This is a genomic window from Curtobacterium sp. MCLR17_054 (assembly GCF_003234335.2).
Lineage (GTDB): Bacteria > Actinomycetota > Actinomycetes > Actinomycetales > Microbacteriaceae > Curtobacterium > Curtobacterium flaccumfaciens.
Genome location: NZ_CP126264.1, coordinates 25,081 through 48,866, shown reverse-complemented (window position 1 = coordinate 48,866; position 23,786 = coordinate 25,081). Strand labels below are relative to the sequence as shown.

Annotated in this window: 20 protein-coding genes and 4 pseudogenes; 8 read left to right on the top strand and 16 right to left on the bottom strand. The window is 64.8% G+C overall.

What is annotated here, in order from left to right:
* Window positions 1-13 precede the first annotated feature (13 nt).
* The 6 genes from DEJ08_RS18290 to DEJ08_RS18265 form a co-directional block, all read right to left on the bottom strand.
* Window positions 14-1,858 carry an Ig-like domain-containing protein gene (locus DEJ08_RS18290; RefSeq protein WP_146248599.1) on the bottom strand — a complete coding sequence of 615 codons (1,845 nt, stop codon included), beginning with the start codon at window positions 1,856-1,858 and terminating at the stop codon, window positions 14-16.
* On the bottom strand, window positions 1,855-2,382 hold the full coding sequence (locus DEJ08_RS18285; protein WP_181439094.1) for a signal peptidase I: 528 nt from the start codon (window positions 2,380-2,382) through the stop codon (window positions 1,855-1,857). The genes DEJ08_RS18290 and DEJ08_RS18285 overlap by 4 nt, the downstream gene beginning before the upstream one ends.
* A 298-nt stretch (window positions 2,383-2,680) precedes the next feature.
* On the bottom strand, window positions 2,681-3,283 hold the full coding sequence (locus DEJ08_RS18280) for a hypothetical protein (RefSeq protein WP_111055702.1): 603 nt from the start codon (window positions 3,281-3,283) through the stop codon (window positions 2,681-2,683).
* 170 nt (window positions 3,284-3,453) lie between these two features.
* On the bottom strand, window positions 3,454-3,822 hold the full coding sequence (locus DEJ08_RS18275) for a hypothetical protein (protein WP_220035482.1): 369 nt from the start codon (window positions 3,820-3,822) through the stop codon (window positions 3,454-3,456).
* Window positions 3,823-4,053: 231 nt separating this feature from the next.
* Window positions 4,054-4,353, bottom strand: a complete 300-nt coding sequence (locus tag DEJ08_RS18270; RefSeq protein WP_146248598.1) for a hypothetical protein — start codon at window positions 4,351-4,353, stop codon at window positions 4,054-4,056.
* Window positions 4,354-4,581: 228 nt separating this feature from the next.
* Window positions 4,582-4,821 carry a hypothetical protein gene (locus DEJ08_RS18265; protein WP_146248597.1) on the bottom strand — a complete coding sequence of 80 codons (240 nt, stop codon included), beginning with the start codon at window positions 4,819-4,821 and terminating at the stop codon, window positions 4,582-4,584.
* 580 nt (window positions 4,822-5,401) lie between these two features.
* Between DEJ08_RS18265 and DEJ08_RS18260 the strand changes: the two genes are divergently transcribed.
* Window positions 5,402-6,712: an MFS transporter gene (locus DEJ08_RS18260; RefSeq protein ID WP_181439093.1), complete on the top strand. Its 1,311-nt coding sequence runs from the start codon at window positions 5,402-5,404 to the stop codon at window positions 6,710-6,712.
* A 63-nt stretch (window positions 6,713-6,775) separates the two neighbouring features.
* Here DEJ08_RS18260 and DEJ08_RS18255 read toward each other — a convergent pair.
* Window positions 6,776-7,146 (bottom strand): annotated as a pseudogene (locus tag DEJ08_RS18255) (leucine zipper domain-containing protein); the annotation flags it as partial.
* Here DEJ08_RS18255 and DEJ08_RS18250 point away from each other — a divergent pair.
* Window positions 7,145-7,438: pseudogene (locus DEJ08_RS18250) on the top strand (transposase); the annotation flags it as partial. The pseudogenes DEJ08_RS18255 and DEJ08_RS18250 overlap by 2 nt on opposite strands.
* 108 nt (window positions 7,439-7,546) lie before the next feature.
* Here the strand turns inward: DEJ08_RS18250 and DEJ08_RS18245 are convergent.
* The 3 genes from DEJ08_RS18245 to DEJ08_RS18235 form a co-directional block, all read right to left on the bottom strand.
* Window positions 7,547-8,441, bottom strand: a protein-coding gene (locus tag DEJ08_RS18245; protein ID WP_284180522.1) for an IS5 family transposase whose coding sequence is annotated in 2 segments (ribosomal slippage) — window positions 7,547-8,089 and window positions 8,091-8,441 — 894 coding nt in all. Because the reading frame shifts where the segments join, the coding sequence is not laid out codon by codon here.
* 461 nt (window positions 8,442-8,902) lie between these two features.
* Window positions 8,903-9,619 (bottom strand): GntR family transcriptional regulator, encoded by a 717-nt coding sequence (locus DEJ08_RS18240; protein WP_258367326.1) that lies wholly within the window; start codon window positions 9,617-9,619, stop codon window positions 8,903-8,905.
* Between the two features lie 978 nt (window positions 9,620-10,597).
* Complete coding sequence (locus DEJ08_RS18235) at window positions 10,598-11,671, bottom strand: LCP family protein (protein WP_111055729.1); 1,074 nt, start codon at window positions 11,669-11,671, stop codon at window positions 10,598-10,600.
* A gap of 213 nt (window positions 11,672-11,884) precedes the next feature.
* Between DEJ08_RS18235 and DEJ08_RS18230 the strand changes: the two genes are divergently transcribed.
* The 4 genes and pseudogenes from DEJ08_RS18230 to DEJ08_RS18220 all read left to right on the top strand — a co-directional run.
* Window positions 11,885-14,059, top strand: a complete 2,175-nt coding sequence (locus DEJ08_RS18230; RefSeq protein WP_111055728.1) for an acyltransferase family protein — start codon at window positions 11,885-11,887, stop codon at window positions 14,057-14,059.
* 10 nt (window positions 14,060-14,069) lie between these two features.
* Entirely contained in the window at window positions 14,070-14,642 is a 573-nt protein-coding gene (locus DEJ08_RS18225; RefSeq protein WP_111055727.1) for a GntR family transcriptional regulator, read from the top strand.
* Between the two features lie 285 nt (window positions 14,643-14,927).
* Window positions 14,928-15,264 (top strand): annotated as a pseudogene (locus tag DEJ08_RS18980) (helix-turn-helix domain-containing protein); the annotation flags it as partial.
* Between the two features lie 4 nt (window positions 15,265-15,268).
* Window positions 15,269-15,849: pseudogene (locus DEJ08_RS18220) on the top strand (IS3 family transposase); the annotation flags it as partial.
* Window positions 15,850-15,914: 65 nt separating this feature from the next.
* Here DEJ08_RS18220 and DEJ08_RS18215 read toward each other — a convergent pair.
* Window positions 15,915-16,809, bottom strand: a protein-coding gene (locus DEJ08_RS18215; RefSeq protein WP_284180522.1) for an IS5 family transposase whose coding sequence is annotated in 2 segments (ribosomal slippage) — window positions 15,915-16,457 and window positions 16,459-16,809 — 894 coding nt in all. Because the reading frame shifts where the segments join, the coding sequence is not laid out codon by codon here.
* A gap of 244 nt (window positions 16,810-17,053) precedes the next feature.
* Between DEJ08_RS18215 and DEJ08_RS18210 the strand changes: the two genes are divergently transcribed.
* Window positions 17,054-17,584, top strand: a complete 531-nt coding sequence (locus DEJ08_RS18210; RefSeq protein WP_146248608.1) for a hypothetical protein — start codon at window positions 17,054-17,056, stop codon at window positions 17,582-17,584.
* Window positions 17,585-17,885: 301 nt separating this feature from the next.
* Here DEJ08_RS18210 and DEJ08_RS18205 read toward each other — a convergent pair whose 3' ends face one another.
* Window positions 17,886-18,332, bottom strand: coding sequence for a hypothetical protein (locus DEJ08_RS18205; protein ID WP_111055745.1), 447 nt, complete (start codon window positions 18,330-18,332; stop codon window positions 17,886-17,888).
* 199 nt (window positions 18,333-18,531) lie between these two features.
* On the opposite strand from DEJ08_RS18205, the gene DEJ08_RS18200 reads away from it, so the two are divergent.
* Window positions 18,532-19,539, top strand: coding sequence for a VanZ family protein (locus DEJ08_RS18200; protein ID WP_111055744.1), 1,008 nt, complete (start codon window positions 18,532-18,534; stop codon window positions 19,537-19,539).
* On the opposite strand, the gene DEJ08_RS18195 is transcribed toward DEJ08_RS18200, so the two are convergent.
* The 4 genes from DEJ08_RS18195 to DEJ08_RS18175 all read right to left on the bottom strand — a co-directional run bounded on the left by DEJ08_RS18195 (window position 19,536) and on the right by DEJ08_RS18175 (window position 23,786).
* A protein-coding gene (locus DEJ08_RS18195; RefSeq protein ID WP_284180522.1) for an IS5 family transposase occupies window positions 19,536-20,430 on the bottom strand; the annotation gives its coding sequence in 2 pieces (ribosomal slippage) (window positions 19,536-20,078 and window positions 20,080-20,430; 894 coding nt in all). The genes DEJ08_RS18200 and DEJ08_RS18195 overlap by 4 nt on opposite strands.
* A 32-nt stretch (window positions 20,431-20,462) precedes the next feature.
* Window positions 20,463-20,873: a glycosyltransferase gene (locus DEJ08_RS18975; RefSeq protein WP_502869462.1), complete on the bottom strand. Its 411-nt coding sequence runs from the start codon at window positions 20,871-20,873 to the stop codon at window positions 20,463-20,465.
* 199 nt (window positions 20,874-21,072) lie between these two features.
* A complete protein-coding gene (locus tag DEJ08_RS18180) occupies window positions 21,073-22,482 on the bottom strand; it encodes a hypothetical protein (RefSeq protein ID WP_146248554.1) in 1,410 nt (469 codons plus the stop codon).
* Window positions 22,483-22,502: 20 nt separating this feature from the next.
* Window positions 22,503-23,786 carry an O-antigen ligase family protein gene (locus tag DEJ08_RS18175; protein WP_111055416.1) on the bottom strand — a complete coding sequence of 428 codons (1,284 nt, stop codon included), beginning with the start codon at window positions 23,784-23,786 and terminating at the stop codon, window positions 22,503-22,505.

The following is a 23,786-nucleotide window of genomic DNA, read 5'->3' as shown; positions in this document are numbered from 1 at the left end:
ACCCCGACCGCACTCACCGCGCCCCCCGCTGCTGACGCTGGCGCGTGTGCTGGTGCAGGTCCGAACCCGAAGGCACCAGCTGCACCTTCCCGGTGATCGTGACCGACGAACTCGGCCCATGCTCCACCACCGTGACATGCACCGCATCACAACTATCGTTCGGTGCGCACGCCACAAACACCCGCTCCCCAACCTTCAACCGTGCAGTGAGCGGAACACTCCACTTGCCATCACCATCCGGATCGGCCAACCCCAACAGCGTCGAATCCGACGCGTCAACATCACCATCAGTGGTATCAAACACCCGCACCGACGACTGCCCCGGCACCGTTCCCGACACCGCCGACAACACCGGCAACACCAGGGAACCATCCGCTGGCGACGTAATCGTCGGAACCGTGGACACCGTGAACCTCACAGGAGCACTGTCCGCCGTGTTTCCCGCCGCATCCGCAGCGGTCGCCATCATTGTGTAAGTCCCGTCAGCGAAAACAGTAGTGGGCGTGCACGACCAAGTACTGTCCTTGACAGTGGCAGTACAGATCGTGTCCTTATCTCCATCCGTCACCGTGACCTCATCACCCTCATCACCCGAGCCGGAAATCGTCGGCGACGCAGTGTTCAGCAAGGCGCCATCCGTTGGCCTGGTAACTACTGGCGCCGCAGGTGGAACTGTGTCCACGTTGAAATTCACGACTGCTTGCTCCGACTCGACCCCATTTAGCCGCGCAGTCGCATAAACGGTATTGCTGCCCTCATCAAAAAGAGCGAGTGGCCCAGTATCCCATTGGCCGTCAACGACGGGAGTGTCCGCAATCACCTCGCCGCGCTGGTTTGTTAGTGCCACCGATTGACTTACTCCTGGAAGGAGTCCAGCGCTACCCCTGAATGAAATAGTTGGATCATTCGTAACCATTCCGGGCGTCGGGGCCTCAATGAGAGGCCTCTCTAAGGCTGCCACTGGGAAGGCCGTATTGACAACACGCAGCTCATTGCCTTGGTGGTCAACGAGCACGTAGCGGAGTCCGCGTAGCTCCACTCCCGGCTTTACTACGCCATCTACCATCACCGGGAACCTAAACATCCCGAATTGATTCCCAGCGGTGTCAGATCCGCACTTGATTTCACGCACAAAATTCACACTACCAGCGGGTAGCAACTCACCAGTATCCGTGCGGACGCACGAATACCCAGTTTGCGGTCGAGATATCAACGAACCCTCCGGCGCGGTTACCGTGAGAAACGTCGCATTGACGCTAGGTGCGACGGACCCAAGATAGACGCTGAATTCTCCGTCTGCCTGCCCGACATGCCCAGGCCGGGCGAATGGTCCGACCGGGACATACGCGGTTCCAGAATCCAACACGGCTGAGCCGGCGGCGACGATTGAATACCTGAAGGGGCCAACTGCATCACCGGGACTTAAGCCGGCAGGGAGCTGCACGGGGTAAACATACGTACCAAACTGATTATTCGAATACGGGTATCCGCATTTGATTTCGGAGACGAATATGCTGCTGTCACCAGGAAGGCTCGCGCCGGTGTCGGTGCGCGTACAGGGATAGCTGGTTCTCGGTCGGGATATCAACGCGCCCTTTGGGGCGGTGACGGTAAAAAATTGCCCTTGTTGACTTGGCTTAATGTCAGAAAGGTCGATAGATAAGAGCCCATTTTTTTGCCCTGGATCTCCCGGCGTGCTACTAACCCCTGCCGCGTCAGCCACAGGCGAGTGGGTCAGTGCCAAAACAAGTACCAACCCGACAGTGGAAATTGCTGCCAAAACTCGTTTGAAGAACGTCGGCGTCGGGAGGATGAGTCGCGCTCGTGAGTAGCGAGCTCGGGTTTTGGCGGTGGTCATGAGGCTGCTCCTTCGGTGTCGGCGGGCATCAGCTGTGGGTCAATGTCACTACTGATGCGTCGTCGAAGCGGGGTGAGGAGCAGGAGTAGGCCGGTGATGGCGAGGAGGGCGCGGGCAGGCCAGGTCTGCAGGATGGTGAAGAGGTGCCCAGTGAGGCCGGTGAGGGCAATGCGGGGGGTGCCAATGACGTGGTCTTGGCGGACGAGGGTGGGGTCCCGGTCGGGGTTGTTGTCTCCCTTGAGCCACGCACCGGTTGCGGTGGGGGTGCGCACACGGTGCACGTACTCGGGACTGTTCGCGCCGTTGCCAAGGCGGACCACGACGACCTGTCCGCGGTGGCGGAGTTCGGTGCCGGTGGGCTGCTGCACCACGAGGACGTCACCGACTTGGTAGGTAGGTTCCATAGAGTGCCCGATGACCGTGACGTACACGTCACCAGTAACGAGTTTCCATGTCAGTGGCAGGGCAAGCAGGGCCAGCAGCAGGATGCCGATCGTGCGGGTCAGGGCACGTAGTACCACCACGAGGATCTCCAGTTCGGGTCACGGAAAACGGTTACGAGCGCAGTACATCGGGTAACAAACACCACCGCCGCGCAGCCATCCAGCGCCAATGGTCAGCTGATCTAGCGATCTACGTGAGACGAGGTGTCCGGTAAGTGGCGAGAGGGGCGGGGAGTGCGCTACCCGAAAGCGAACCCCCCGCCCGGTCATGCACCTCACCGCACGGGGGTGGTTTGGACTGGCGCGGAGCGAGCCAAGACCACCGATCACCGTGGAGGTGAGGAACCGAGCTACCCCACGGCATCCCGGAAGCGGGTAATTACTTGCCGGACGTGGTGTTGGGGTCGGTGTAGTTGACGACGAAGTTCGCGTCGAGAGTGAACTTCTTGTCCGGGTTCGCACCGTCATACGGGAGCACGGTCGGGTCGGCGAGGACCACCCGCACAGGGATCGTGACGGTCCCATCGTTCTCCGGGACCAGCGCTTCACTGTCATCGAGGGAAAGCGCCTCGTCGTAAGAGACCGGGTCCGCGAGAGTGCCGGCGTCGTGCCAGACGGTGTCGGAACCCTTCTGCTCACCGAACTGCAGCGTCAGCGCGTCAGCAAGAGCCGGATCGGAACCCTTCAGCTGCTGCAGCACACCGTCAAACGGCGCCGCCTTGTCACCCTTGTTCGTCAGCGTCCAGGTGCTCTCCGCCAGCTGGTTGTACTCAGTGCCATCGAACTCCTTCACCAGCGGGGCACCCGAGATCGAGACCAGACCACCCGTCGGCGGGGACGTAGGATCCGGCGCCACGGCCGTGAGGTGGTTGCCCGTCAGGGTCGTGTTCAGCGTCGTCACCGCGCCGATACCAGCAGCACCAACAGCCAGCGCCGCAGCGATCACACCAGCGGTGACCTTGCTCTTCTTGGTCTTGAACATACGGATATATCTTCTTCCGCTCAGGGATGAATGAGAAGGGGAACGCCAGCCCGCCGCCCCGACTACGGCAACCCTGGGCCATGTCAGCAGCGGACGAGCCCCACCAGTCTGCAACATAAAATACTGTTTGGCAAGATGACTACATTTGCACCGATGTACGGACACCCACTTCAGAATGTAACATTCTCACATATCATGGGATAGCTAGTTTCAACCAACGCCTGATCGACACGTTTTCGGCCCGCAGTCAGCAGATCAAGAAGCTCATCACGCATGTCGAACGTGAGTATCGCGCCGAGCACGGTCACACGCCTGGCGCGAATGCACGCGTGCAGCTTCTCAGTAAGCCACCGTCGAGACTCGCCCTGACAAGCCCAAGACAGCCCCTCAGCGAGGTGCTGGCCGGATTCAAACAGCGTGCGGCAGGCATCATCGGTAACCGCAAGGTCAGTCACCACACCGCTCAGGTGCAGCAGACCGGAGACCGGTTGCGTCACGCCAAGCGGCGCGAGCAGTAGGCTGCTGAACGGGCCGGGCACCGGTTGCGGAGTTCGATCAGGCGAAGGTGGCTGCTGAGATTGTCGCGACGGTGTCGGAGCTTCATGCGGTGCCTGGGTGGAACCACCTCCTTGCCGAAGCCGAACGTTGGGTCATGTGAACCGGTTCGGGGATGACCAGCGGGTGGAGCCCTCCCACACGCAATCGCGTCGACCGCGATCACCGGCGAGGTCGTCGCGATCACACCGCCACAATCGCACCGGTTCGAGCCCTCACCCGGCAGGATGGCCGATCCTTCTACGCCCATAAGCCAACCCGACCGTGCCGTCCTCGGAGCAGGGCCGGGCGAGGGACGCTTCGAGTTTCTGGGAGATCCGCCGGTAGGTGGCGTCGCCGCCGTCGTACGCCATCCCCCGCACCCGAGGATGCCCGTCCCGGATCAGTTTGAAGGGGTCCGGGAGGATCGGCGCCCGGTCGAGCGGGTCGTCGAGGACGCGGAGCGCGGCGGAGACCATGCTTTCTTCGGTGTTGTCCATGAAGGAGGCTCCGCGGGTGATCATGGTCAGCGACATCACCATCGTCAACCGGCGCACGTGCGTCGTCGCGGATTTCCCGCGCCGACCCCCGCAACCGAGCAGCTTCCGTCTCCGTGTCCCGGACGAGCTGCCATGCGGCTTCCAGCTCGCCGCCGTGCAGGGTGGGTGCGGTGTCGCAGGCGGTGCGGGCTGCCCGCTCTTGGGCTGCGGCGGTGGTTTCGAGCTGCCGGGTCGCGGTGCGGGGCTCGCCGGGGTCGAGGATGTTCATGAAGTCCCGGCCCGGCCCGGCCCGACGGTGATCACTTCCCCGCCGATCGCTTCGATCGCACCGACATGGTCGGGTTTGGTATCCCCGAGCACGAGCGGGATGACACCGGCCGGGGCGAGGGCGATGATCCACCGGCGGATGATGGTCGACTTTCCGAGCCCGACGAGGCCGAGGACGAACGCGGACGGATTGCCGTGAACTTCCCGTCCTGGAACCAGGAGATCGGGTCGCAGCACACCGTCGCCTGCGTGTCCTGATGCTTCCCCAATGGCGCACCCTTCATCGGGGTGCCGGAGCCGACGCCGAACGGGTGCAGACCGCACACCTGCCGGGAGGTGCCCCGGAACTCTGGTGCCGCTGATAGGACGGTGGATGCGCCGCCGCCGCGGACCCGGAACCCACGCGACGTCGGCTGCGGGACGGGTTCGGCTCGCATTGCTTCGACGGTGGCGAAGGCGTGGTCGGCGCTGCGCGGGAACCGCGGGAGGGTGCCCCAGACACTCATGGTGGGTCTCCTACTTGCTGAAATCGTGGGGAGGGTGAGGTTTTTCGGGAGCACCAGGCCGAGCGGCAGACTGGCGGCGAACACGGAGTCCTGTACGCCGGTGACGACGCGCAGCTGCAGGCGGGCGGCAGCACCGGTGTTCTCGATCGCGACTCGCGCATCGTCAACTAACCGTTAAAATTGCACACTGTCGTCGAGGTGTTCTACCAGGGACAGGAGGGAAAGGGTTCGTGCATCGACGGGATCGTGCTGGCGTACTCGGGGTGTTCGTCGTTTTCGTGGCGTGCGGTGTCGCGCAAGCGTTGTGGGCGATGCAGCTGCCGTGGTTCCGCGCGGTGCTCGCGCTGTCCGACCGCGATACCGGACTACTCGCCGGAGCACTGAGCACGTCGTGCTGCACAGGACTCGCGATCAGCTCGGGCGCTATGCGGCGCGTTCCCGCTGCTCGGTTGCTCTCGGTCGCCGCCGCGGCGATCGTCGTTGGAGCCGTCCTGCTGCAGGCGGCGCCGGCCCCCCGCTCAGTGACCGTGCTCGCCATGGCGCTCGTGGTGCTGGGACTGGGCATCGGGACCGCGGACGTCGCGGCGAACGTTCTCGGCGGCGCGGTCGAGCAGCGGACCGGACGGGTACTCCTGCCCCTGCTGCACGCCGGGTTCAGCGCCGGGCTCGTGGCGGGAGCCGTGCTCGAGCTGCTCGCCAACGCGAGCATGGGACGCTCCGGCGCCGCCATCCCGGTCGGATTGTGCGTGGCCGCGGCGTCGGCCGGGCTGCTGGCACTACGCGTGGCCGATGGGCACCTGTCAAACATCCGCCCCACGCCGAGCGGACCGGCAGAGCATCGGCTCCCGTGGTCCGCCGCTGCATCCCTCGGGGTGGTGCTCGCGCTCGCCGCCGCGGTCGAGGGGATCGGTGACACATGGGTGCCGATCCTCGCCTCCGATCGCGTTGTCGGGTCCGGCGGCCCGTCGCCAGCCGTGGTCTACCTCAGCTTCACCGCGTCAGTGCTGGTGAGCCGCATCGTCGTGCACCTCGCCGGCAGGCGGTGGTCCCGCGTTGTACTACTCCGGGCGGCACTGTTGGTCGCCGGGTCCGGGCTGGTCGTCGTCGCGGTGGACGGTACGACGTTCCCGGTCGCCGTCGCGCTCTGGGGTGCGGGGACTGGTGTCGCATTCCCACTCCTGGTATCCGAGGCCGCCGCGCGCAGCACCGGGTCGTCCGCGGTTGTGCCGGTGGTGACCGCCGCCGGGTACGCCGGGTTCCTGGTGGGTCCGGCGGCCACCGGAGCGCTCGCACAGTCGGTCGGCCACGCGGCGATCCCAGTCGTGTGCGCTGTACTGGCGGTCACCGCGCTCGTCGTGGCTTCCGCGTTCCTCCGACCGACGCCCGCAGTGTCGTTCGAAGTGGTGTCTCACGGCCGCGACACCGACGGCACGGCCACGCCACCCCGCTCGCCGTCGCTCCGTCGGTGGCACGCCATCAACTCAACCGACGGCCGCGACGGCGATAAATCCGGTCACAAGCACAAGCATCCGACCAACCACGGGCACGGTCCCGGCAGCAGGGAGCGCCACGCACCTCGGCGGCGCGGGCCACGTCCGACAAGTGGTCATAAATCAAGTTGACAAAGCCGCCGGGCGGCGCTCGTGCCGTTCCTGGAATACGCCGTGAAGATCCGGAGATAATATAACCGGCAGCCCGGTCGTCTGGTCGATGTTGCGCACCAGCGGCATCCGGAACCGGGCCAGGACGCATCCGACTGTCGAGCGGGCCAAATGCAGGTGGAACGCGATCCGGTGCGGCCCCCACCGGCGGTGATGCGTAACGCGCATGGTACGACGTTCCAGCCGTGTGGGGAGCCGGCTCGGACTACTCACCGGACGAGACGATCGATCTCGCATCGAGGCACCAGCACGATACCGGGCGGCCCACTTCGCTGCCGTCGCGGGCGAGCATTGGAACCGTTCCGCGGCCCGACGGACGGCCAACCATCGATGACGATCAGCCGAGCAAGACGTTCCCTGCCCGTCGGAGTGAACGGGGCGTTAGCGTGAGTCATGGTGAAGGCGTACCCGGAAGAGTTCCGCCGTGATGTGATCGCGGTCGCCCGGAAGGGCGAGACGTCAGTGCGGCAGGTCACGAAGGACTTCGGTGTCTCCGAGTCCTGCCTGGCCCGCTGGTTGCAGCTCGCGGACCGTGAGGACGGCACCAGTGTTGCAGCGGTGCCGTCGGCGAAAGCGATTGAGCAGGCGGAGCTGCGGGAAGCCCAAAAGCGGATCCGGCTCCTCGAGCAGGAGAACGAGATCCTCCGCAGGGCGGCGGCGTACTTTGCCCAGTCACAACTCCCAAAATGACTCTTCTATGCCTGTTGTCGAGCAGTGCTCGCGTTGAGTTGGCGGAAGATCTGGCGGCTGATGTAGCGCTTGAGGTTGCGGCGGATATCGCGGCTGCTCTTCCCGCTAGGGCGTGTCTTGCAATTGGTGGAGCCAGGCGATGACGGCGTTGAGGACGACGGCGGCGCGGTAGACGATCGCGAGTTTGTCGTACCGGGTCGCCAGGCCTCGCCACTGCTTCAACCGACAGAAGCCGCGCTCGATGACGTTGCGCTGTTTGTAGTCGATCGGGTCGTAGGTGACGGGTCTGCCGCCGCGGAATCCGCGCCGCTTTCGGTGTCCTTGCTGGTCGCGGGGTTCCGGGATCACTGCCTCGATGCCGCGACCGCGCAGATGGGCTCGGATGGCTCGGGATGAGTACGCCTTGTCACCGCGGAGCTTCTCGGGTCGGGTGCGTGGCCGGCCGACTGGCCGAGCGACGCGAAGCTCGGCCAGCAGGGGCAGCAGCATCGGTGAGTCGCCGGCCTGCCCGGGTGTGATCAGTGTCACCAGCGGCAGCCCGTGCCCGTCGACGAGCTGGTGCACCTTCGTGGACAGGCCGCCGCGGGAGCGGCCGAACCCGTGGTCAGGCGGCTCGGACCGAGGATCCGTGTAATTCGATGAAGCCCCCTGTGGTGCGGGTGATGTTCGTGGCGTGCTGATGCGCACGGGCGATCGTGGAGTCCACCGACACCGACCAGTCCACCTGCCCGGCCGCGTCCGCCGCGGTCAAGAGCCGGTCGAGGACGATATCCCAGGTGTCATCGCCAGCGAGCCGGCGATGCCAAGCCCATACCGTCTGCCACGGCCCGAACGTCCGCGGCAGGTCCCGCCACGCGATCCCGGTCCGGTACCGGTAGATGATGCCCTCGACCATGCTCCTGGCGTCCGCGAACGGCCGCCCCGCGCGACCCGTCCGACCGGGCAACAAATCAGCGATCAACACCCACTGAGCATCCGAGAGCAACTGGAAGCGAGGCACCCCAACAGCATCCAGGAATCACGAGCAACCGATTACAAGACACGCCCTAGGAGCACCACCCAGCGTGACCTCGTACACCTGACCCGCACCGCCCGCTGCAGGCACGGTTCATACTCACCCGGGCCACTGGACGCACTCGATGACGCTGCCGCGTGAAGAATCACCCCGGAGTGCGGAGGCGGTTTCTACTGATCGTTGCAACGCTCCGGGATGCTGGAGGTTGTGTTGGAACGGGTGTCGTCGCGTCGGGTGAAGAAGGAGACGGGAGCTCGGCCAATGTCTGCGAAGCGGGCAGGGTTTGTTGAGTCGCGGGCACGTGGGTGGAGCATCAAGTCGCGACGCGAGAGGTTGGCATCTCGCACTCGACGGGGAAGAAGACGAGGTTGGTGCGCATGTTGCGCGATAGCTGCCCGCTGTTGATGCGAGAGGGGAACACGTCCGTGCTCTGCTGCAGGGAAGGTTCATCGCGCCTCGGGGGGCTGGACACACTCAGCGCCAGCCCCACCCCGCCCGGCTGCCCTCAGATTGAGTCCGTGGCAAACCCCGCCACACTCCGGCAGAAAGCACGCGCCGACTCCCCGCCACCCACCGTCACCCGGTACCATCGGCACAATGCCGGATGAGCCAGGAACTGCCAGCCGAGCGCGGAGACGAATAATCTTCTGCTCCAAACACCCCCAGTTAAACTCCCTCGGCTGCCCCGCAAGAAATATCACCCGTTGGCGAATGCTGGACTCCGTGCCAATGAGCGGCGAATTACCACAATGCCGAGCAAGAATTCCGAATAATTCTAACATCTCTCGGTGAACGACCGGGTCGTGGGCCCGCACCTTGACCAGCAACTCCTCCCCAGCATCGATCAAGCGATCGCGGTGCGCTGCAGTGAGCAATGGTGGCGCCCAGTCTAACGCGAGGGCATGCAGGCATTCCAGAAAACGTGCGGCTTCATCGAGTGCACGATCCGACCGACACGCCACACGCGTAATGCGGTTTGCTTGAATATCGACAAGCCCGATCACTGCAAGCAGCGCAAGCGCCTCGCGGATTGGAGTGCGTGACATCCCCAGCCACTGTGCGAGCTCATCGTCCGGAAGAGGCTCTCCCGGCTCCAACGTCCCGTCCAAAATCGCATCACGGATCCGGTCGACGGCCACTTCGCGAAGTAGTCGCCGAGGCATCGGCACACACCCTGGCACTGGCATGCATCCAAGATAGCATTAAACATTCAGGTTTCTCGGCTTGCTGCACCAACATTTTGAGCCGGACTGGGCGTCCGCATTACGGCCGACATGGTCGTCCCCCGTTTAGGACAAAGCCCGTTTATGGTCACCATGCGCATGACTCCAACAGGACAAGAGTGACTCTTCAGAAATCTAGAGGAGGTAAAGGCGCAGGTGAGATGGTTAAAGGATAGGGGCTTGAAGCCCTCCAGGATTTTCAGCGCTGCCCCGGGTGACGGACCTCCGGGGCAGTTCGGGGCACTACGCCAACACCTCGTCATCGGACAATTTCCGCAAACGCTAACGTCCCGTTCACGCCTGCTGGGCAAGCTGCGGCTTGCCCAACTGCTTCTCGAGGGCGGATGACCGGCATGTCGCGCCACCAAGCAGTTCCCGTGTTCGCCAACGACGGCTTCGAAATGGGCGGCGCGGTGCCGGTTTGGGCTGCAGCTAACGGATCGGTCCCTACGGGCCATAGTTGAGCCCATCACGACTTCCACCCCGCTTCGAACGCGGGCATCCAGCCAGATGCGGGTCCGCGTCGGATCGCTTCCTTCGAGATGAATCACTCGGCGGTCGGAGGGGGCTTAGTCGGCCAGATGACGTTGCTGCAGAACATCGAACAAGCGACCAGGCTGCCAGCGCGTCAGCCAGCAGCGGTTCGGGGTGAGCGAAACCATTCGGATAAGTTGGTCATACCGATCTCAAGAAACTCAACCAGATCTTTGAGTGCGGCTGCCGGCAGACGCACTGGTCGTGTCAAGTACGCTCAAATAGTTCTCGGCACGCGAAGCAAACTCACCCGGCAACACGCTCACGAACACCGGCGGAGATACCGGTTCCCGGGGATGCGAATACTGCCGTCACCCAAAAGGAGCATTTCTCATAACGAGTCTCGATCAAGCACTGCAGGGGACGACTTGATGCCCTCGGCTGCTACTGCGGGTTCTCCGCAAGCCAACCCGCCAGGTCGTCGGAGCGCAGCGACTGGGATAACGAGTTCATTGCGATTGTGTTCATGGCGACGTAGGACTGCCCGTCTGGGGAGGTCCCGCCACCTGCGGTCGGCATCGTAAACGTGTGCAAGTCAACACTGCGCACGTTGCGGAGGGACCAACCGAGGTCGAGGAGGGTCCGGAAATCCAGGCCCTCGTCGACGGCAAGGTACTCGCTTGTCGCGGTGACAAAATCTTGCATACGCCCGGGGTTCGTAATGGTCCCCTTCGACAGTAGGCCATTCAGGATGCCGCGCATAAATGCCTGCTGATTCCGCACGCGTGTGTGGTCCGCGTCGGCGAATACGCACCGCTCACGGACGAACGCCAGGGCTGCGTCGCCGTTGAGCCTGTTCGCGCCTACCTTGAAGTCGTGGCCCCGCGCGGTGAACGCCTTCGGGGAGTTCACGGTGACCCCGCCCAGGGCATCTGTCATACCCGTGAAGCCGGCAAAATCGATCACAGCCACGTGGTCGACCCGGACGTCCAGGAGTCGCTCCACGGTCTGGACCACCAAAGGGACCCCACCCCACGAGTACGCAGCATTGATCTTTGCCATCCCGTGCCCAGGAACCTCAACCCACGAGTCACGCATGATCGACATGAGGTACACACCCGTCCGATCTGCCGGCACATGGGCAAGCATTAGCGTGTCAGAACGCCGACCCACTGCATGATCCCCGTCGGGGTCGGCGTTCGCGCGCGAATCAGAGCCGATGAGCAGGATATTTGCCGCTCCAGCCGAAGTTGCAGGGCGAGCACCAGACGGGAACGGGTTCCGGATCACGCTCTTACCCTCGTCATACCTATGCGCGAGACCACCCACGAAGACACTCGCTACTACAGCAACGACCGCAGCAATCCCGATTAGCGAACCGAGGGTGGCGACCAGCGCGACTAGAAAAGGACGCTTCCGCGGCAGCGTAGTTCGCCGCCGTTCGCGCGGCGCACGCATTGCCTCACGCTCCGAGGCCGCTTTCGCAGCGGAGCGGGTTTCGGCGTGGTGCTCGGGCATGCAGCCTCCTAGGCATTCAAGTACTGAACTAACAGTATATTCTACCTGATAGTATCAAACATCGCGACTCGAGGTGACCGGCGCCGCCACGGCCCAACCATCGTCACCACCGATCAGACTGACCTTGCGACACCGGCGGCCTACACCCGCGCTGGGGACGCGAGAAACGTTGCTTGGCATCGCACCAATATGTCTTATGTATAAGTAGACGACTTGGAGGAGATCGTGCGAACCCGTTTTCGTGCTGACATCGAAGGGCTTCGTGCGGTCGCTGTCGCACTCCCGGTTCTCACCCACGCCTTCGGCATCCTGCCTGGCGGCGTTCTCGGCGTAGACGTGTTCTTCGTCCTGTCCGGCTTCCTCATCACGGGGCTGCTGCTGCGTGATGTCGAGCGGGACGGCAAGGTGCGTCTCGGTGCATTCGCGGTCCGACGCATCCGCCGTCTGGCGCCCCTTGCGGTGACCGTCGTAGTGGTCACGGTCACCGTGCTCGCCCCACTGCTGCTCGCCCCGGCGCGTGCCTCTGTCTTCCAAAACGCTCTCGCATCACTGACCGGCGTTGAGAACTGGCATCTGATGCGGTCGCTGACGAACTACCAGGCGGCGAGTTCCGGAGCGTCACCCCTGCAGAACTACTGGTCGTTGGCGGTGGAGGAGCAGTTCTACATCGCACTCCCGACCGTCGTGGCTGTCTGCGCGCTCATCATGCGGCTCCTGCGTCGGCCAGAGCTGTACCGCACGCTCGTTACGGCCACCCTGACCCTCGCCGTACTCGGCTCCATGACATACTGCGTGCTGCGTGCTGCGACGAACCCCGGCGCTCTCTACCTCGACACGATCGGCCGGGTTTGGGAACTCGGCCTCGGAGGCCTCACCGCGATCATCGCGCCGCGATTCCGGGAGGTGCCCCGCGCCGTCGGCAGCACCGGCATCTTGGTCGGCCTCACCGCGATCGTCGTGTCCGCCGTCATCTTGCAGGACGAGAACCTCGTGCCATGGCCCGGTGCGCTGCCGGCCGTGCTCGGCACCACCCTCATCGCCCTCGTGGGGCACCGTGCCGGGGCCGCGGTTCCGGTCGTGCTGACCAATCCCGTTAGCCGCTACCTGGGCCGGATCTCGTACGCGCTCTACCTGTGGCATTTCCCCGCCGTGGCCACCTTCGGGCTCTTCTGGGGCTTCGGGATGTTGCAGGGAATCCTCGCGATCACGGTCAGCGTCGCCCTCGCAGCGGCGAGCCACCACTGGATCGAGGTACCGGCACGCAACTCGTCCTGGCTCGGATCACTCGAACACCCCGCGACCCGGCCCCGCGTCGCACTGTCCGCGCTCGTGGCCCCCGTCCTCGCCATCACAGTCATTACCTCTGTCGGCCTGCAGTTCTACGCGCCGATCGTGCGTGACCAGGCGGTCCTAGCCGGGATACTGACCTCAGCAGAATCACCCCAGGGCCCCCAGCGCCCGTTCAACACCGCATCCCTCGAGCACGCGCTCCGAACCGCAACAGACGGTCACCTCGACCCCGCCGCCGTGGAACGTGTCGGCGTGCAGCACGCCTCCTCCAAGCTCCGAAGCTGCCTAACGAATACCGATCAGGGCGCGGACCCGAAAGTCTGCACCGACACCGTGCCCGGAGCCACAAAACACGCGTGGCTGATCGGCGACTCCACCGCAGCCGCATGGGCCGACGCCGTCCGCGCCGCGCTCCCACGCGACCAATGGGCCCTCTCCATCGCCTCGAACGCTGGCTGCACCGTGGTCGATGTCGACACCGAATCATGGAACGCCAGTACGGCTTTCCCCGACCAGTGCCGTACGCGCCGCGCCGCCACACTGCACGCCGTCACCCAAGCCGATCCCGACCTAGTCGTCATCTCAACCACCGACGCCACCTTTGGCCGCCTCTCCAGCGGCGCTACCGGCGCCGCCGCGACGCGGGAATGGCAAGCCGGCACCGAGCGCCTCATCGAGCGCCTCGCCGGACACGTCGATCGCCTGGTGTTCCTCACCCCGCCGCCCAACGCCGCCAACATCACCATGTGCGCTACCAAACCAACCGGACTCACCAACTGCACCGAACCGCTAAACAACAGAGCCAGACCCCGCCTCCAAGCAGAAAATGCCGCCACGGCCGCTGAACGCGACCGCGTCAACGCGGTAGTCGTCAACAACCTTGACTGGTTCTGCACCTCAGCCGGCTCATGCCCAGCCGTCGTCGATGGCACCGCCATCCGCGCCGACGGCGAACACATCGCCGACGACATGGCACTCCGCCTGGTCAACCTGATCACCCCAATCCTCAACCCCGCACCTCACCGCACCGCCAACGTCCCCGCACCGCTGCCCGACAAGCCGACAGCAGTACGCCCGCATTCCGTTAGTACGCACTAATATTCGATGCATGCCTGTGCCCAAAAACCCAGCAGCCGACGAACCCCGCCAACTAATCCGCGACGTCGCCTACACTCGGATCCGGGATGAGATCCTAAACGGGCAACTCGAGCCAGGAGAACGCCTCAACGATGACGAACTCACGGCGTGGCTACAGGTATCCCGGACACCGATTCGGGAGGCGATCGCGAAACTCGCCGCGGACGGGCTGATCGAGATGGCACCGAACCGGTACACCCGCATCCCGAAACGCTCCCCCGAGGCCTACGCCCGCGCAGCGGAATACATGCACATGATCCGCGGCTTCGTTATCGCCCACCTCGACCGCGTCCCCGCGCAGGAACTCACCACCACACGCACACAAATGAGCAAGCTACTGCCCCGACTCCGTGAGCACGACCGAGACGCGCAACTTCAGTTCAACGACGAGTTCGGGGAACTCGCCGCCCTTATTGGTAACCCCCTTATCCAGGACGCGGAACAACGCGTCCGCAGTCAAGCCCAGTTCCACCTCCAACACGAAGACTCCATCATCGACTGGCACGGCATCGTCACCCACGCCGAAACCATCACCAACAGCTGATATCAGGCGCCTCGCTTCGCAGCCCGCCGGAAGGGTCGCCACCAGAACTCTGCTACAACCACACCGACGAGCGCGGGTGCCGTCTACAAGGCGGAGGCTGCACACCCCGAAGTGGACGCCGCGCCCTCTGTCCATCGCTGGGCTTCCCGCGGGACTTCCGCTCTCACCGTGACGGTGTTGGAGAACGCGGTCCGGATGCGGGGCGATGTGGACGGGTGCGTCCTGCATTCGGACAGGGGATCGCAAGGCGGATTCAACCGGTCGTCGCAACACCTTGACCTGAAGGTGTTTCTTCGTCCGTCGGCAGCAGACAAGGCGATTCGTCCGAAGCTCCGGTCGCCGGGGCATCCAAAGCTCCAGCGAGCGATCGAGGTAGCGCTTTGGGGGCAGCTCACGAAAGGGCTGCTCGCCGAAGAAGCGGCGCTCGTTGTCGGCGTGGCTCCGGCGGTTGCCGCGCGGCGGTTCCGTCACGCTGGCGGTATCGCACCTTCGACATCAACCCGCAGCCCTCGGCCCGCTACCTCTCGTCGCTGAACGGGAGGAGATCAGGCTGCTGAACGTGCAGGGCAAGGGTGCCCGCGAGATCGCTCGCGCGGTCGGCCGTGACGCCGGGACGATAAGCCCGCCCCGCAGTCCACGACGACTTGTGCACGGTGACCGACGAGCATGGTCGGGTCCGGCACGTGTTCACCGCCGCGACGCCGAACCGGCTGTGGTTGACCGACATCACCGAGCACACCACCGCGGAGGGCAAGCTCTACCTCTGCGCGGTCAAGGACGCCTACTCCGGACGCATCGTGGGGTACTCGATCGACTCCCCGAATGAAGTCGCAGCTGGCAGTTTCGGCGTTAGAGAACGCGGTCCGGATGCGTGGCGACGTGGCCGGTTGTGTCCTGCATTCGGATCGAGGATCGCAATTTCGGAGCCGGAAGCTGCGTCGGGCACTCACCTGCCACGGCATGGTCGGATCGATGGGCAGAGTCGCTTCCTGTGGTGACAACGCCGCGATAGAGGGCTTCTTGGCGCTCTTGCAGAAAAACGTCCTGAACCGACGCGCGTGGGCAACGCGTGAAGAACTACGAATCGGAATCGTGACGTGGATCGAACGGACCTACCATCGGCATCGCCGTCAGGCCCGCCTCGGCCGATTGACGACCCATCGAGTTCGAAACCATCATGAAGACGAACGTCGTACTGGCGGCGTGACTAGAACCGTCGCCTATCCGTGCAGCAGACCCGATCCCGTCAGCAGGGCTGCCAAGCCCTGCGGTCTAGGGCGTGTCTTGCAATTGGTGGAGCCAGGCGATGACGGCGTTGAGGACGACGGCGGCGCGGTAGACGATCGCGAGTTTGTCGTACCGGGTCGCCAGGCCTCGCCACTGCTTCAACCGACAGAAGCCGCGCTCGATGACGTTGCGCTGTTTGTAGTCGATCGGGTCGTAGGTGACGGGTCTGCCGCCGCGGAATCCGCGCCGCTTTCGGTGTCCTTGCTGGTCGCGGGGTTCCGGGATCACTGCCTCGATGCCGCGACCGCGCAGATGGGCTCGGATGGCTCGGGATGAGTACGCCTTGTCACCGCGGAGCTTCTCGGGTCGGGTGCGTGGCCGGCCGACTGGCCGAGCGACGCGAAGCTCGGCCAGCAGGGGCAGCAGCATCGGTGAGTCGCCGGCCTGCCCGGGTGTGATCAGTGTCACCAGCGGCAGCCCGTGCCCGTCGACGAGCTGGTGCACCTTCGTGGACAGGCCGCCGCGGGAGCGGCCGAACCCGTGGTCAGGCGGCTCGGACCGAGGATCCGTGTAATTCGATGAAGCCCCCTGTGGTGCGGGTGATGTTCGTGGCGTGCTGATGCGCACGGGCGATCGTGGAGTCCACCGACACCGACCAGTCCACCTGCCCGGCCGCGTCCGCCGCGGTCAAGAGCCGGTCGAGGACGATATCCCAGGTGTCATCGCCAGCGAGCCGGCGATGCCAAGCCCATACCGTCTGCCACGGCCCGAACGTCCGCGGCAGGTCCCGCCACGCGATCCCGGTCCGGTACCGGTAGATGATGCCCTCGACCATGCTCCTGGCGTCCGCGAACGGCCGCCCCGCGCGACCCGTCCGACCGGGCAACAAATCAGCGATCAACACCCACTGAGCATCCGAGAGCAACTGGAAGCGAGGCACCCCAACAGCATCCAGGAATCACGAGCAACCGATTACAAGACACGCCCTAGCCAGAGCATCCCGCGATCCTCGGGTATCCGCGTCGCGCACGAGCGACGAAAAACCGTTACACGAGTGAATCTCGGGCGCATCCTATGTCTATCCAGCACAGCCTCATCGGGAAGGCAAGCGGTGCAGGTCACCGCGGAGCTGGGACCAGATCAGGGGAAACACCATGCGGAAAAACCTTGCTCTCGCTGCAGCCATGCTGCTCGCAGGCATCGGCGGCACGCTCGGCGTGAGCACAACAGCGTCCGCGGCTCCGTTGACAACCGTGTCCTGCACCATCGGTCAGGAGCACCAGACCTACAGCCCAGGACTGACCCTCACTCCAGCTATCCAACAGTCCACCACGACGTCGCAGTACGGACCGTGCGTGGGTCTTGGAGACAGCACAGGCGGGTCGGCGAAGATCGACTCGAGTAAACCCACACAGAAGCCGATCTCCTGCCTGTCTCTCCTACAAACCGCGTCGGGCCAGTACACGATCAAGTGGGCCAACGGCAAGACCAGCACCTGGCAGTGGAACCTCATGGTCAACCAAGCCAGCAGCGGCTTCACCCGGGTGCAATCCGGGAAGATCACCAGCGGCCTGTTCGCCGGAAGCACCGCAACTCGCATCAGCACTGGGACAGGCAATGATCTCAACCAGATCCTCGGCTGCGCAACCGGCGGCGCACCCGTGACCAGCGCCACGTACGCCAGCACCCTCCTCATCTCACCACTACCGCTCTAGCCAGCAGCAGTTCGAGGGGCGAGATGGCGACACGATCGCCCTCTCGCCCCTCGAACAAAGACTCCGCGAAGACTAGCAAGATCGCCATCACCACCGGAAGCAATCACGAGCAGCACAGCGTCGGTGCCGGGAAGCGGAAGTGCCACGTCTCTCTAACCTTTGTTGGCCTGTAAGCTCCGTCTCGGTAGCCAATCCCATGTCGATCCGACACCCCTCGCCGGATACCGGCAACTGCCTAAACCTCTGCAATATTCGACTCTGCGTATTTGTGGAGCGTGTCGTAAGACGGCAATCGGTGGCCTCAGTTGAACGCAGGGGTGTTCGCCGAGCACCGCACCGGGTCACCCGGCTGTGCCGACGTCGCGCTCGCGATCTCGCGCTTCCCGTCGAGCAGGATCCGGTACGTGGCAGTGGCGCCTTCCGGCGGGGTCGCCCGAACCGAGGCGGGCTGTTCGGCGAGGACGATCGCGTCGTGCTCCCAGCGCGACCCATCGCCGTCGGTGGTGTCCGTGTCCCGGATTCCCAGCCGATGTACCTCCGGGGCGTCACCGCGCCGGGCGGCGCCCTCGACCCGCACGTCGGTGAGCGCGGCCCCGCTCGGCCGGTCGACGCGGACCTCGTAGGTGACAGACCAGGCGTCGCCCGTCTGCTGCTGGACGAAGCTGCACTCGGTCGCGAGCACCGCGACGGAGCCGGCGACGACAGCAGCGACGAGGAGACGGACGGTGGGACGGTGGCGTTCGGACATGCCACCAGCATCCTCACCGACTGCCCGCGGATCGTCCCCCGCCCGGTACCAGGCGGTGCGACGACGGAACGATCCCTGGTCCTCCGAGCGGTTGACAACGGCTCCGCCCCCCGGACAGTCAGTACTGTCAATCGCATGGGAACCGTGCTGCCAGGCGTGATCGCGTTCGTCGTCGGGGTCGTCCTCGCCATCGCGGCTCGTGCCGTGGACGGCGTGGGAGTACCGCCGTCACGGACACCTCGGCTTCCGACGCTCGCTCGTCGCGTTCGGCACGCTCGTCTACGCCCTCGCGCTCGTCACCTACACGCTGCTGCCGCTGCCCGACGACGTCGCGACGATGTGCCGGAACGCGGCCTCGCCGCAGCTGACGCCGTTCGCGTTCCTCGGGGACGTCGCGAAGGAGGGCGGGCTCTCCGGACCCCGGTCACTGCTGTCGAACCCGGCGTCGGCGCAGGTCCTGTTCAACGTGCTGCTCTTCGTGCCCCTCGGTGCACTCGCCCGGCACGCGGTCGCCCGGAAGCGGGTGTTCGCCGGCCTGCTCGTCGGGCTCGGCGCCGGGTTCGTGGTGTCCCTGCTCATCGAGATGACGCAGCTCACCGGCGACTGGTTCCTCTACCCGTACTCGTACCGCCTCTTCGACGTCGACGACCTGCTCGCGAACACGACCGGCGCCGTGGTCGGCACGCTCCTCGCCCCGCTCGTGGGGCTGCTCGCCGGGTCGGGGCGGACGACCGACGCGAACGGGCCACGCCCGGTCACGGCGGCACGACGGTTCTCCGGCATGCTCGCCGACGTGCTGGCGATCTGGCTCCTGTCCGGCACGCTGAGCGTCGGGACCGCCCTGGTGTGGGCGGTCGCCGGCAGGGACGACCAGGACCCCTTACTCGGGACGCTCATCACCGCCGGCACACTGGTCGCCCCATTCGCGCAGCTGGTGATCGTGCTCGCGACGGGTCGGACCCTCGGTGAGCACGTCGTCCGGCTCCGTCCGGCCCCGACACCAAGGACCGGGAAGCGCGTGGTGCGCTGGGCGCTCGGCTCCGGCGGGTGGACGGCACTGCTCGCCGCCGACGTCCCTTTCTCCGCGTTCCTCGCGTTCGCACTGGCGGTCACATCCGTCATCGCGGTGTGGGCAACCCGCGGCCGGCGCGGGTTCGCGCTCGCGGTGATCCGGGCGGACGTCGAGGACGACCGCACACACCACTAGGGCGTGTCTTGCAATTGGTGGAGCCAGGCGATGACGGCGTTGAGGACGACGGCGGCGCGGTAGACGATCGCGAGTTTGTCGTACCGGGTCGCCAGGCCTCGCCACTGCTTCAACCGACAGAAGCCGCGCTCGATGACGTTGCGCTGTTTGTAGTCGATCGGGTCGTAGGTGACGGGTCTGCCGCCGCGGAATCCGCGCCGCTTTCGGTGTCCTTGCTGGTCGCGGGGTTCCGGGATCACTGCCTCGATGCCGCGACCGCGCAGATGGGCTCGGATGGCTCGGGATGAGTACGCCTTGTCACCGCGGAGCTTCTCGGGTCGGGTGCGTGGCCGGCCGACTGGCCGAGCGACGCGAAGCTCGGCCAGCAGGGGCAGCAGCATCGGTGAGTCGCCGGCCTGCCCGGGTGTGATCAGTGTCACCAGCGGCAGCCCGTGCCCGTCGACGAGCTGGTGCACCTTCGTGGACAGGCCGCCGCGGGAGCGGCCGAACCCGTGGTCAGGCGGCTCGGACCGAGGATCCGTGTAATTCGATGAAGCCCCCTGTGGTGCGGGTGATGTTCGTGGCGTGCTGATGCGCACGGGCGATCGTGGAGTCCACCGACACCGACCAGTCCACCTGCCCGGCCGCGTCCGCCGCGGTCAAGAGCCGGTCGAGGACGATATCCCAGGTGTCATCGCCAGCGAGCCGGCGATGCCAAGCCCATACCGTCTGCCACGGCCCGAACGTCCGCGGCAGGTCCCGCCACGCGATCCCGGTCCGGTACCGGTAGATGATGCCCTCGACCATGCTCCTGGCGTCCGCGAACGGCCGCCCCGCGCGACCCGTCCGACCGGGCAACAAATCAGCGATCAACACCCACTGAGCATCCGAGAGCAACTGGAAGCGAGGCACCCCAACAGCATCCAGGAATCACGAGCAACCGATTACAAGACACGCCCTAGGGGTGCGCGGAGGGCGTCGGCGATCGCGGTGGCGAGGTGATCACGGAACGTGTCCTGTGCGAGCGGGAGAACGGTGTGGCCGTGTTCGGTCAGCCATGGTGCAAGGCCGGTCTGATCGGTGGTGATCACGGTCAGGCCGGCGGCGAGGGCTTCCTTGATCGGCAAGCCAATCTGCTCCTTCCAGCGTCCGTCTGGCTTGGAGGGTGCGACCAGGACGGAACCTGTTTGCAGGAGCGTGGTGGTCTCCGAATAATGTGGCCATCGATTGCCGGATTGTCCGGGTGCTGTTGCCCCGGTCGGCCATATACGGTCACGTCCCAGCCTCGTCCGCGAGGTGCAGGGCGATGTGCCGTACCGCGGTCTCGAACCCGCCGTAGTAGGACGGGTACCCACGCGTACCGATGATCGCAATGCGAGGCTGACGGGTGGTGCGGGGTCTCCGGCTACTACTGGCAATTCGTTAGAGCCCCCTCGCGACAGCTAGCATATTTATTCGTTACATTCACGTCCATATTCTAAACAGGTAGTGTGCGGAGGGCGATATGCACCCGCGTGACCGGCGTGCTGAGGGTGCAGGCGGGGGCACATGGGGCTATCTCCGACGAGTGAGCCCATCCCGAGTAATTAGTAGACCGAGCAGGATGCAGTACGGTGCTGCGGAATTCGGACTGAGTGCTACTTCGTTGAACGCCGCGTTTGCGGCGAACGCGAGCGTCACGGCTATACCGGTGACGCGAGCTCGAGGGTCTTTGAAGCGCCATGTTGTCCAGGTCAACAACCCGAACAGCGCGACGAACAGGATGATGCCCGGGATTCCGAGTTGAGCGGCGATGACGCCGAGCCCCGACTCCTGGCCCGATTCGGTGCGCACGGCACCGAACACTTCCGCGAGAACTCCGGCGCGTCCTACGCCGAGACCCAACGGGTGATCGGGAAGATCCCGGAACGCAGAGACGAGACCGTTCACGTGTGCCGTCACGCTGCCGGTCGAGTGCAGCGCCGAGTAGATGACGAACACCGCACCCGCGGCGGTCACTGCGGCGATAACCACGACCCGCAGCAATCGCCCGCCGTGCACCAGCGGCCAGATCGCGGCGAATACCAAGAGGCTGATGAGCATGCCCTTGCTGATCGCGAGGATCCCGCCGATGGCGCAGAGGATCACGACGGCCCACTTCCGGAGCCACCACGCCATCACGAATGCGGCGAAGAGGAACGTGCCGAAGTGCACTGGGTCAGCGAACGCGGAACCTCGCCGGACGAGTCGCTCACCGCCGACGCGTTCGGAGGAAACGAAGTTCGTTGGGACATCGAGTCCCGGGAAAGTGTGAAGTCTTTTGGCATGCCAGAGCGCGGAAATCCCGAGGGTGTGCCAAAAGTGCGGTGCCACGGTCTCGACCAGAGCGAACGCGACCAGCGCCACCGAGAGGACGGTGACGCCGCGCGCGAAGGTGCGGGGGTCTGTTGAGCCAGCCGCGACGATTCCGAGGAGCAGGAACAGCAGCGGTGTGATGAGGTTCCGGTACGACGCCGCAACTGCGGGGATGTCTACGTTAAGCGCGATGACGGCGAAAAGTGCGTACGCCGTGATGACTGTCCAGATGGTAGCCGCCACGATGCCGAACAGTCGGGTCAGTGCGTCAGGGAATGCCGCCGTCAGCTTCCCTGGGGTCAGGAGCAGCCCGACGAGCAGGATGGCCGCATCGATCACGTTGAGGATGATCGTCACTTGGAGATCGAACGGTGCGAGCACGCCGGCGACCTTGATGAGGTACACGTTCTGAAACGCTGAGAACAGCGTCGGGACAAGGAGGAACGGGGAGAGGTCCTGCCCGCGACGGGATCGACCAATAGCGGGGATGACCAGCAGCACGGTCACGGCCGCGATTGTGATCGACAGGTGGGCAATGGTCCCGAGCGCACTGCTGACGAGGGTGATCCCGACGGCGGTAGCGGTGAGTAGCAGCGGCACCGCCCAAACGCTGGACCGCAGCTGGATCACCGCCCGAGTAGTCAACGCAATCATTGCACGACGCCGATCGGGAGCGGCAGCGAGCGCGCGGCCACGGCAGGGGCTGGCGTCCGGGCTTGGAACGGAGATATGCGGCCGGTGGCGAGGACGGGGAACAGAGCGACGAGGATAACCGGTGTCCGCATCCAGTCGTAGGAGAACACGAGGACGAAGACAAGGACAAGGATCGAGCGGGTCAGCGAGTCAGCGTTGTGCCATCCGATCACGAGCAGCAGCACGAAGAGGATGGCGCCGACTATCCCCTGAGTCGCGAGTATAGTGACAAACTGATTGTCGATGATGTTGAACCCGTTGTTAAGTAGGACGTCGTTGAAAAAGAGTTCGTCGAGCCCCCAATACCCGTTTCCAAAGAGCGACTCAGCGAGCGGTCGGGTGAGCAGGTCGGGAATCTTCATCATGTTGCCGAACCGGTTTTCAAACGAACCAGTTCCGATGACGTCTTGGATGATGCCGACAACTGCCGGCCCGATTAGCACGCCGAGGATGATGAGCGAGAGCGCGAGCAGGGTGTTACGGCTCGCGCGTGATCCCGACCGTGACGTGGCGGTGCAGTAGAGCAGTCCAGCGCCGAGGGCCACGGGGGAGGTCCGGGTGCCGGCGAGCACCAGGCAGACCGGCACAAGTACGATGGCAAGAATACGAACCGCAGGATGGTACCGTCGCCAGCCGACGGTGAGCACAAGGACACCGATGCTGAGGATCGCACCGTAGGGGATCCAGTGCCCAGTCGTCCCCTGAACCCGTGCCGTTCCTGGGATGAACGGGTTGTCGTTGAACAGCACGCGGTCATCGCTGCCGTAGCCCCAGAGCACTGGCCGGTGGATCGCGAACTCCAGGATGCCAAGCGCGCCCTGCAGAAGCGCGATCGCGAGGAGCGTATCAAGAAACGCGTGCAGGTCTGCTCGGGTGAATGTTCGGGCGAGTAGGACAAGCAGGACACACAGCAGGCCCGTCTCGAGCAGCGTCTGCGAGCCAGCGACCCCCTCGATCTCGGTGGTGACTGCGCCAGTACCGAACAGCAGCACCGTCAACGCGAGCACCGCTGACCGTCGAGGTTCCCGGTCTGTCTTGGTCGCCACAGCGAGCAGCGCGAAGAGGATGGAGCCGTACATGGTGGCATCCTGCACGGCTGTCGGCGCCGTGACACCCCACAGAACCATGTTCACCATCGCGATGACACCCACCGCGACCCCACGATATCGATCGTCCGACACTGCAGCCCGTACGACGAAGTGCATCACGATCGCAGCGATCACCGCACCCGCAACAAGCAT

Excerpts from the sequence above, each read along its gene's own strand:
- DEJ08_RS18260 (WP_181439093.1), top strand. The coding sequence starts at position 5,402 with ATGCAGCTGCCGTGGTTCCGCGCGGTGCTCGCGCTGTCCGACCGCGAT.
- DEJ08_RS18290 (WP_146248599.1), bottom strand. The coding sequence starts at position 1,858 with ATGACCACCGCCAAAACCCGAGCTCGCTACTCACGAGCGCGACTCATC.
- DEJ08_RS18270 (WP_146248598.1), bottom strand. The coding sequence starts at position 4,353 with ATGTCGCTGACCATGATCACCCGCGGAGCCTCCTTCATGGACAACACC.
- DEJ08_RS18240 (WP_258367326.1), bottom strand. The coding sequence starts at position 9,619 with ATGCCTCGGCGACTACTTCGCGAAGTGGCCGTCGACCGGATCCGTGAT.
- DEJ08_RS18175 (WP_111055416.1), bottom strand. The coding sequence starts at position 23,786 with ATGCTTGTTGCGGGTGCGGTGATCGCTGCGATCGTGATGCACTTCGTC.
- DEJ08_RS18235 (WP_111055729.1), bottom strand. The coding sequence starts at position 11,671 with ATGCCCGAGCACCACGCCGAAACCCGCTCCGCTGCGAAAGCGGCCTCG.
- DEJ08_RS18225 (WP_111055727.1), top strand. The coding sequence starts at position 14,070 with ATGCCTGTGCCCAAAAACCCAGCAGCCGACGAACCCCGCCAACTAATC.
- DEJ08_RS18205 (WP_111055745.1), bottom strand. The coding sequence starts at position 18,332 with ATGTCCGAACGCCACCGTCCCACCGTCCGTCTCCTCGTCGCTGCTGTC.
- DEJ08_RS18210 (WP_146248608.1), top strand. The coding sequence starts at position 17,054 with ATGCTGCTCGCAGGCATCGGCGGCACGCTCGGCGTGAGCACAACAGCG.
- DEJ08_RS18280 (WP_111055702.1), bottom strand. The coding sequence starts at position 3,283 with ATGTTCAAGACCAAGAAGAGCAAGGTCACCGCTGGTGTGATCGCTGCG.